The organism is Prevotella sp. HMSC077E09 (assembly GCF_001814685.1).
Taxonomy (GTDB): Bacteria; Bacteroidota; Bacteroidia; order Bacteroidales; family Bacteroidaceae; genus Prevotella; species Prevotella oris.
This window is the reverse complement of the sequence record NZ_KV817511.1, coordinates 1-2,353: the sequence shown is the minus strand read 5'-3', so window position 1 is coordinate 2,353 and position 2,353 is coordinate 1. Positions and strand designations below refer to the sequence as shown.

The window sequence follows — 2,353 nt, the reverse complement described above, 5'->3', positions numbered from 1 at the left end:
AAAAGGTTGAGAATCGGGATGCCCAGAATAAAATAATAACTTCATAAAAATAGGAAAATGGGAAAAATCACTTTACAACGAGTTGGTATAAACTACAATGGTTATACTGCCTACAAGGATGAGAAAGGAAACTATTACTTAGATTTGTCGCTGTCGCCACAAAGTAATCCAACAACGTTATATTGTGCATGTCCTGCCAACGATATGGACGGTGAAGCAGGTTTTGAGTTGAAGCGAAACTTTATGATTGTAAACCCTTATACGGAAAAGGAAATAAGGGAGTACAATTGTAGGGATAAATATATGATGCTTTCAAAAATATACCATGATTTGATTGCATATCTTGGGAAGACTGGTAATGAAGAGCAAGATAAACAGGATTTTCGCTACCATAACGACAAATATGGTCTTTGGGGAAATTCCGTTGATGAAACCATAGAAGAGGTAAAAAGACGTTGGAACATAATCCCCGAGGATTTAAAGCCCCAATGGTGTACGGTCGAGGATATTGCTGAATTGGAGCGCAAGGCAAAGGCTGCTAACTGATAATAATGTGTTCTTTTGTCGGGAAACCGACAAAAGAATGCTTCAAGGAATAAAAAACAACTTAAATTATAAAAACATGGCAAATTGGGCAAGGACAAGCTACCGTATTGAAGGTAGCGAGAGTGATTTGAAACGAGTGTTCGACGTAATTGACAGCTTTATGACAGACAAGTGTAAGCCTGTCGAGGAAAACGCATCCAAGGAATGGGAGGGAAATATCGTCAGAGTTTTGGGAGCGACGGACGAGCAGATGGAAAATAATTATCTCCGTGGTTTCATCCAAGAGTATGAAATGGATGGAGACGTCATTAGCATAGAGGCGGATGAAGCATGGGGAGCAACGGATTTCCGTCATGTGCTTACGAAGCTCATGCCTGACCTTACCGTCTACTACATCGTGGAAGAGCCAGGCTGTGAAGTCTATGCTACCAACGATGCCGAGAGCAAATACTTCACAGACAAGTTCTACGTGGACGCTTGTGTGAACGGAAACTATGAGAGTGGTTATTTTGAAACAGAGAAACAGGCAATGGCGTATGCAGCAGAGTTGCTTGGTAAAGAGGAAGTCAGCAAAGGAGAACTGAAGAACTGGAACAAAGAACATAAAGGGGACAATGATTTCCTCTACGTTCACGAGTTTGAGATTGAAGACTAAGAAAAAAGGTCATGGCAGGGCTAACCACCCTGCCGCAATCTTTTTTTAGCATGAAACACAAGAAGTTTGAGTTAAAAACACGTGAAACGACCATTGCAAGCTACAATGCAACATACGACGGTTATCTTCAATTTTGTGATGATATGGGCAATGAACCCCGCGAAGAAAATAGTGAAGATTATTCTGAATGGTTGGATATTGCCCAAAGTGAAGGCGGCTTTTATGTTGATTGAAAATGTTTGGGGATGAAATGTCCCCAAACATTTGGGGCTGCTCCTTAATGTCGCAGCCATAGGCGAACCATTGAGTTTCGCCAGTAAATAGGTCATTTTAGGTCATTAGACGTGACCTTATGATAAGTGCCTTGGATGTGATATGGTGCATACCGTCTTCCGTTAAAACGTGACTTAAAGTATTTTCCGTACACCCAATTTCTTTCTCGGAGAGCTTCTTAAAGATGGCATTCACACTGCCAAAGTAATAATTCTTACGGCTATGTATGAGATGCACATGGATTACTTTCCTCAATAGTTTTTCTTTCATAAAACAACTAAAGTCTGAAATTTGCATTATTCTATCTTCTCTTCCCAAAGATTAGAGCCAATACCGTCTCTTTGCTGATAAATGTCTGTTGTTATTTCTATTTCAATACCTTTCCCAGTCCAGTTGACAGAGACTACTTTGGTATTGTACTCATTGGAAAGCAATTTTTCCAATGATACTTCAAGGCCTCGATACCTACCAATGTTACTGCCTTTGAACACGACATCTTCTTCGTCAGCCTTTATATGCCCCTCTTCTATGAAACTTTGAATACCCAAAGTATCTCCAGGAGACGGAACGCATGAAAACGGCCATGTCCCACGCCAATTATAAACATTTCCGGCCCAGCAAAATAAAACACGTACTTCCATATATCTTCTTTTGGGTACAAAGATAGCAATTTATATTGATAAAACTTCCAAATATTAAATATTTAGAAGTTTTCATTATCCAATTTCTTTATTATTAGCTTGAAACAAACGAGAAATGTCTATTATTATCCTCTATAACCATTTCCATGCGTTCCGTCTCGCAATTTATGGAAATTCTATTTTACTTTTTCTTATCTATTTTCCCATTTCCGTTTCTGGTTTCGACCTCACTTTTCAT

General features: G+C 39.3%; 4 protein-coding genes. 3 read left to right on the top strand and 1 reads right to left on the bottom strand.

The genetic code is table 11. The features are described from left to right. Positions 1–57 precede the first annotated feature (57 nt). From HMPREF2983_RS02635 to HMPREF2983_RS02625, 3 genes are all read left to right on the top strand, one after another. Entirely contained in the window at positions 58–546 is a 489-nt protein-coding gene (locus HMPREF2983_RS02635) for an LPD11 domain-containing protein (protein WP_004345295.1), read from the top strand. Between the two features lie 76 nt (positions 547–622). Beyond that, positions 623–1,201 carry a hypothetical protein gene (locus HMPREF2983_RS02630; protein ID WP_070666466.1) on the top strand — a complete coding sequence of 193 codons (579 nt, stop codon included), beginning with the start codon at positions 623–625 and terminating at the stop codon, positions 1,199–1,201. 11 nt (positions 1,202–1,212) lie between these two features. After that, on the top strand, positions 1,213–1,434 hold the full coding sequence (locus tag HMPREF2983_RS02625) for a hypothetical protein (protein WP_070666463.1): 222 nt from the start codon (positions 1,213–1,215) through the stop codon (positions 1,432–1,434). A gap of 336 nt (positions 1,435–1,770) precedes the next feature. Here the strand turns inward: HMPREF2983_RS02625 and HMPREF2983_RS02615 are convergent, their stop codons facing one another. Beyond that, positions 1,771–2,115 (bottom strand): hypothetical protein, encoded by a 345-nt coding sequence (locus tag HMPREF2983_RS02615; protein WP_070666460.1) that lies wholly within the window; start codon positions 2,113–2,115, stop codon positions 1,771–1,773. Positions 2,116–2,353: the final 238 nt, after the last annotated feature.

Coding starts and splice junctions, on each gene's coding strand:
- HMPREF2983_RS02635 (WP_004345295.1), top strand. CDS start 58: ATGGGAAAAATCACTTTACAACGAGTTGGTATAAACTACAATGGTTAT.
- HMPREF2983_RS02630 (WP_070666466.1), top strand. CDS start 623: ATGGCAAATTGGGCAAGGACAAGCTACCGTATTGAAGGTAGCGAGAGT.
- HMPREF2983_RS02625 (WP_070666463.1), top strand. CDS start 1,213: ATGGCAGGGCTAACCACCCTGCCGCAATCTTTTTTTAGCATGAAACAC.
- HMPREF2983_RS02615 (WP_070666460.1), bottom strand. CDS start 2,115: ATGGAAGTACGTGTTTTATTTTGCTGGGCCGGAAATGTTTATAATTGG.